We start from the raw sequence: 6088 nt of genomic DNA, 5'->3' as shown, positions 1-6088 counted from the left end.
AGCACGCTTGCCGTCTCGTCTTCGCCCTCCGACGGCGTGCCGGCCATCCGCGGGGTCGTGGTGCAGCCGGCGATGCCGGCGGCGAGCGCAAGTCCGGAAAGGCGCAGCAGGCCGCGCCTGGAAAGATCGATGGATGTCATGTTACCGGCGGTAGCTGAAAAGACGAAGGATGATGAAGAGCGGGATGACGATCGTCGCGCCGAGGAGCAGATAGTCGCCGACGCGCCCGAGAGCCGAGAAGCCGCGGTACCAGATCTCCAGGATGAAATCGCGTATGCCGTCGATGATGCCCCACGGCGTCAGGCCGAAGACAGTCATGACGAAACCGACGATCAGCGACACCACGATAAGCTTTATCAATGTGCGGCCGATTGAATCGCCGAGGAACCTGTTCGCCTGATCGGACATAAGCCATCTCCTGTTTGCCCTTGGAATAAGGTCGCGGCGCGACGCCCGCAAGCCCTTTCCGGAATTGGCCGCTTCGCCTCTGAAATAGGACTTGAGTTTTTTTGTGGCCGCCGCCAAATGCGCGCGAACCAATAAGGTCCATTGATGCAGCCCCACCAGCTTTCCTCCGGCGGCGTAATTGCCGACCGCCGCGCCGACTATGCCAGGATGCTCGAAGAAGGCGGTGAGCCGGAAGCGGCCGCCGAGCTGATGGAACAGGCTCTCGAGCTCGTGCCTGGCTGGGCCGCCGGCTGGTATCGCCTCGCCACCTACCTGGAAAAGGCGGGCAGGGCGGATGCCGCGATCGAGGCCTATCGCAAGACGCTTGCCCTCGATCCGGAAGACATTTTCGGCGCAACCCTCAAGCTCGCCCTTCTCGGCGACGCGGCCACGCCCGACCGGCCGCCGAGCCGCTATGTCGAGCGCCTCTTCGACGACTATGCCGACCGTTTCGAATCAGCGCTTATCGAAAAGCTCGACTACAGCGTCCCGCAGAAGCTTGCAGCGCTCATCGCCTCCACCGGCAGGCGCTACGAACGCGCCGTCGATCTCGGCTGCGGCACCGGCCTGCTCGGCCCTGAAATCCGTGGCCGTGTCGGCCGCCTCGAGGGCTTCGATCTCTCGCAGAACATGCTGGCTAAGGCCGCCGAGAAACATGTCTATGACAGTCTCGCCCAGGCCGATCTCTCGCTCGCACCCGATCTCTCCGGCCTTTTTGCCAATGCAGCGCGCCATCGCGCCGACCTGGTGACGGCAGCCGATGTGCTGATGTATCTCGGCAATCTCGAGAGCGTCTTTGCCATCGTCGGAGAACTCGCGGCATCAGGCGCCGATATCGCCTTTTCCGTCGAGGATGCGGGGGAGGGCGAGGGCTTCCATCTCGCCCCGTCGCTGCGTTACGCCCACTCGGAAACCTATGTCAGCATGCTTTTTGCCCGTCACGGGCTGGAAATCCTGAAGACCGTCAAGTCGTTCATTCGCAAAGATGGCGGAAAACCGGTTTCCGGCATTCTGTTCCTTACGCGCAAGCCCGCGTGAGCGAACATTTCTTGCGATTTTTGAATAGGTCAGCATTGCTTACCTATTTCGCTTGATCGGAAGACCGAAAAACCCGATACTGCACCACATCGGCAGAGAGCCCGGCAATATTACGCCGAGGCGCTCGGGCTCCTTTCATGATGCAAAATTCCGCCGCGCCGGGTTTTCCCAAGCGCGTTCTTGAACTCGTCTGCCGTGGAGACTGGCGACATGACACAGCTCATCAATGCCCTTGGTTTTTGGAATACGACTGCGACGCGCCACACCCCGATCGAAGACGTGCAGGGCATATTCTCGGGCAGCCTCGTTGCGGCGCTCGGCCTCTATGTGCTCGCCAGCGCTGGCCTTCTGACCGGCAGCACGGCCGGCGTGGCCTTCCTCCTGCATTATGCCTTTGGCGCCAATTTCGGTCTCGCCTTCTTCCTGCTCAACCTGCCGTTCTTCTATCTCTCCTGGAAGCGACTCGGCATGGCCTTCACCATCAAGACCTTCATCGCCATCGGCCTGACGTCGGTGCTTGCCGATGTACAGTCGCGCTTCTTGTCCATTTCAAGCATTCATCCGGCCTGGGCGGCACTTCTCGGCGGCCTGCTGCTCGGCTTCGGCCTGCTGGCGCTCTATCGCCACCGCGCTAGCCTCGGCGGTGTCGGCATTCTCGGCATCTACCTGCAGGAGCGTTTCGGCATCCGCGCCGGCCTCGTCCAGCTCGCCATCGACATCTGCGTGCTCGCCGCCGCCTTCTTCGTCACCACGCCGCCTGTCGTCTTCTATTCGGTTCTCGGCGCCGTCGTCCTCAACCTCTTCGTCGCCATCAATCACCGCGCTGATCGCTACATCGCGCTTTAATTTTATGCATGTCGGTTATCGCAAAACCGCCGCACACTTTTGCGCGACATGCTCCAACGTTACAAATCGGTAAGCCATTCTAAACAAAACGTAACTTGCCTGTGATCGGTCGCGGCGCGAAACTCATCTCGCGCCGGATTTGATGAGGTGAACTATGTCAGATTTGGAAAAACTTGTGAGACGCCGTATGCAGGAAGAATACGCCAAGGGCGCTTCCGCAGAAGAAATTTCGAAAGTCGTCCGCGACCTATTCAACAGCATCGACCTCTCGGGCAATCGGTTTGACGCCGTTGCCGTACGGGCCATCAGGGATCACGAGTGACCCGATATTCGACCGACCCGAGATTTTCGGGTCGGTTGCCAGGATGAATTCCCTGCAAGCGGATTGCGATTAGGCTGCCTTTTGCGCCGCATCGAGCGGATGCTGTGAGCGGAAGCCGACGGCAAGCCGGTTCCAGATGTTGATGGCGCCGATCGCCACCGTGATCTTGGTCATCTCTTCCTCCGAAAAATGCGCCTTCAGGGTCTCGTAGTCGGCATCCGGCGCGCCTGTCTTGGCGATATTGGTCACTGAATCCACCCACCCAAGCAGCGCCCGTTCGCGGGCGTCATAGACCGGCGATTCCCGCCAGACGCACATCAGGTTGATCCATTGTTCGGAGAGCCCATCGTGGCGGGCTTCCTTCACATGCATGTCGACGCAATAGGCACAGCCGTTGATCTGCGAAGCGCGCAGCTTGATCAGGTGGATGAAGCGGCGCTCCAGCCCGGAGGACTGGACATATTGCTCGAGCGCGGCGACTGCCTTGTAGGCGTCGGGAGCGGCTTTGGCGAAATTGAAGCGTGGTTGCATGCTCTTTCTCCTTTGTTGGTGGCTCAACGAGCCGTCTTGCGTTCATGGATTTCAAGGAAGGCGCAGCCTCTCGCTGCGATCGATCCGTCGTCGACGGCGGCAAGTTCGATGCCGATATCGGCCAGGCTCGTCTTGGCGAGTTCGGCGCGATAGACCCGTTCGGCTTTCAGCATCGCCGCGTTGATGGTGCAGGGCTGGGCGAACAAGCGATCGGAGACCGGGTTCGGTCCGCGCTGGCGGATTCCAGCGCAGCGGAACGCCGGTGCAGACCCCTCGACCGCGAGCACGATGTCGAGCAGCGAAATCTCCTTCGGCGCTTTTGCCAGCCGATATCCGCCCTTCGGCCCCGGTACGGTATCGAGGATGCCGGCGCCCGACAGCGCCTGCAGATGCTTCAGCAGATAGCTTGTCGAGACGCCGTGGAATTCTGCCAGCGCGGCCGCCGAAAGCACGCTGCCTTCGGAGAGGCCGGAAAGCATCGCAACGCTGTGAATGGCCTGCTCGACCCCATCGCCCATCTTCATGCACCCGGCCTCCTCAAATCGTGGATAAAAAATATCCACGATTGTGTCGGCTGTCAAGAGGTGTCCTCGCTGCTGCCACTTGTCTTTATCCTGACCCCGGATAGAAGACGGAAACGCCGACAGGGGAACAACATGGCATCCAACGCTTTCGTAGGCCTTCTGAATTCCAGCGCCGATCGTCACTCGCTCTTCGACGACGCCCAGGGCATCGTCGCCGGCAGCATGCTCGCCGTGCTCGGCGTAACGCTTCTCTCCGGCGCGGGGCTGCTTGCTGGCGGCACGGCGGGCCTTGCCTTCCTCGCCCATTATGCGACGGGCTTCAGCTTCGGCCTCTGCTTCTTTGCCGTGAACCTGCCCTTCTATTATCTCGCCTTCCGCCGCTTGGGCGCCGCCTTTACCATCAAGACCTTCGCCGCCATCGCGCTCACCTCGGTCCTGTCGGAATTCGTCTCGGGCTTCATCAGCATGGCGCATGTCGATCCTATCGCCGGTGCGCTCTTTGGCGGCCTCGTCATCGGCGCCGGCATGCTGGCGCTCTTCCGCCACCGCGCCAGCCTCGGCGGCATCGGCATTCTCGCCCTCTATATCCAGGATCGCTTCGGCTGGCGCGCCGGCTTCGTCCAGCTCGGCTTCGACGGCATCATCCTGGCGCTCTCCTTCTTCGTCGCGAGCCCCTTCATCATCGCCTGCTCGGTGCTCGGTGCGATCGTTCTCAACCTCACGATCGCCATCAACCACCGCAAGGACCGCTATATCGCCATGTAAAGGCTCGCGGCTCTTCTTTTTCCCCTGCATTTCACTACCTTCCAGGCGTGGACCAGATCGATTCCGAAGCTCGTGCCTTGCTGCCTGCCGCCTTTACCCGCTGGTTTGCGGAAAAGGACTGGCGACCGCGCGTCCATCAGCTGGAGCTGCTTGCCCGCGCCGAGGCCGGCGAAAGTACGCTGCTGATTGCGCCGACCGGCGCCGGCAAGACGCTCGCCGGTTTCCTGCCCTCGCTCACCGATCTCACCCGCCGCGGCAAGATCCCGCCCGGCTCCGCCTTCACCGGTATCCACACGCTCTATGTCTCGCCGCTGAAGGCGCTTGCCATCGATATCGAGCGCAACCTGATGAAGCCGGTCGAGGAGATGGGCCTGCCGGTCACCGTCGAAAACCGCACCGGCGATACGCCCAACGCCAAGCGCCAACGCCAGAAGCTCAACCCGCCGGATATTCTGCTGACGACGCCGGAACAGGTTGCCCTGCTGCTGGCCAACCGGGAGGCCGAGCACTTCTTCAAGGACCTGAAATATATCGTCCTCGACGAGCTGCATTCGCTGGTCACCTCCAAGCGCGGCCATATGCTTTCGCTTGGCCTTGCCCGCCTGCGCCGCCTTGCCCCCGGTCTCCAGACGATCGGCCTGTCCGCCACCGTCGCCGAACCGATGGATCTGCAGAAGTGGCTGGTCGGCCAGGAAGAGGGTAGCGAACATCATGCCGGCCTCGTCGTCGTCGAAGGCGGCGCCAAGCCCGATATCTCGATCCTGTCGACCGAGGAGCGTATTCCCTGGTCCGGCCATTCCGCCCGATATGCCATTCCCGACGTGTACCGCCAGCTCGTCGAACATCGCACGACGCTGCTCTTCGTCAACACCCGCAGCCAGGCGGAAATGCTTTTCCAGGCGCTCTGGACAATCAATGACGACAACCTGCCGATCGCCCTCCACCACGGCTCCCTCGACGTCGCCCAGCGCCGCAAGGTCGAGGCGGCGATGGCCGAAAACCGGCTGCGCGCCGTCGTCGCCACCTCCACCCTCGATCTCGGCATCGACTGGGGCGATGTCGATCTCGTCATTCATGTCGGCGCGCCGAAGGGCGCCTCGCGTCTTGCCCAGCGCATCGGCCGCGCCAACCACCGCATGGACGAGCCCTCGAAGGCGATCCTCGTGCCCGCCAATCGTTTCGAGGTCATGGAGTGCCAGGCCGCCCTCGATGCCAATTATATTGGCGCGCAGGACACCCCGCCCGTTGGCCGCGGCGCGCTCGATGTGCTCGCCCAGCATGTGCTCGGCATGGCCTGCGCCGAACCTTTCGACATGCTGGAACTCTACGATGAGGTCATCAGCGCCTCGCCCTATGCCGATCTGAGTTGGGAGACCTTCGAGCGCGTCGTCGATTTCGTCGCGACCGGCGGTTATGCGCTCCGCACCTATGACCGCTACGCCCGTATCCGCAAGACAGCGGAGGGCCGCTGGCGCGTCTCCAATCCTGCGGTCGCCCAGCAATATCGCCTCAACCTCGGCACCATCGTCGAAAGCCCGATGCTGAATATCCGCATGGTCAAGCGCGGCGAGGGCGGTAGGATCGGCCGCGGCGGCGCCACGTTGGGAAAGGTCGA

7 protein-coding genes and 2 pseudogenes are annotated in these 6088 nt (G+C 62.1%); 5 read left to right on the top strand and 4 right to left on the bottom strand.

Annotated elements, in window-relative coordinates; translation table 11 throughout:
- Together FY112_RS26320 and FY112_RS26315 are read right to left on the bottom strand one after the other, a co-directional pair.
- Positions 1-140, bottom strand: a pseudogene (locus tag FY112_RS26320) (CAP domain-containing protein); the annotation flags it as partial.
- Position 141: 1 nt separating this feature from the next.
- Positions 142-408 carry a DUF6460 domain-containing protein gene (locus FY112_RS26315; RefSeq protein WP_026158510.1) on the bottom strand — a complete coding sequence of 89 codons (267 nt, stop codon included), beginning with the start codon at positions 406-408 and terminating at the stop codon, positions 142-144.
- Positions 409-552: 144 nt separating this feature from the next.
- Between FY112_RS26315 and FY112_RS26310 the strand changes: the two genes are divergently transcribed.
- From FY112_RS26310 to FY112_RS36930, 3 genes are all read left to right on the top strand, one after another.
- On the top strand, positions 553-1485 hold the full coding sequence (locus FY112_RS26310) for a methyltransferase domain-containing protein (RefSeq protein ID WP_151519629.1): 933 nt from the start codon (positions 553-555) through the stop codon (positions 1483-1485).
- A gap of 210 nt (positions 1486-1695) precedes the next feature.
- On the top strand, positions 1696-2331 hold the full coding sequence (locus tag FY112_RS26305) for a YitT family protein (protein WP_026158511.1): 636 nt from the start codon (positions 1696-1698) through the stop codon (positions 2329-2331).
- Positions 2332-2506: 175 nt separating this feature from the next.
- Entirely contained in the window at positions 2507-2653 is a 147-nt protein-coding gene (locus FY112_RS36930) for a hypothetical protein (RefSeq protein WP_157626466.1), read from the top strand.
- A gap of 69 nt (positions 2654-2722) precedes the next feature.
- On the opposite strand, the gene FY112_RS26300 is transcribed toward FY112_RS36930, so the two are convergent.
- Positions 2723-3184, bottom strand: coding sequence for a carboxymuconolactone decarboxylase family protein (locus FY112_RS26300; protein WP_011650365.1), 462 nt, complete (start codon positions 3182-3184; stop codon positions 2723-2725).
- 23 nt (positions 3185-3207) lie between these two features.
- A complete protein-coding gene (locus FY112_RS26295) occupies positions 3208-3708 on the bottom strand; it encodes an Rrf2 family transcriptional regulator (RefSeq protein WP_151519628.1) in 501 nt (166 codons plus the stop codon).
- Between the two features lie 132 nt (positions 3709-3840).
- Here FY112_RS26295 and FY112_RS26290 point away from each other — a divergent pair, with 132 nt between their 5' ends.
- Both FY112_RS26290 and FY112_RS38040 read left to right on the top strand, forming a co-directional pair.
- Entirely contained in the window at positions 3841-4473 is a 633-nt protein-coding gene (locus FY112_RS26290; RefSeq protein WP_094086767.1) for a YitT family protein, read from the top strand.
- A 47-nt stretch (positions 4474-4520) separates the two neighbouring features.
- Positions 4521-6088, top strand: a pseudogene (locus FY112_RS38040) (DEAD/DEAH box helicase); the annotation flags it as partial.

The organism is Rhizobium sp. PEPV16 (genome assembly GCF_008919455.1).
GTDB classification, from domain to species: domain Bacteria; phylum Pseudomonadota; class Alphaproteobacteria; order Rhizobiales; family Rhizobiaceae; genus Rhizobium; species Rhizobium leguminosarum_Q.
This window is presented reverse-complemented; position numbering and strand designations above follow the sequence as displayed.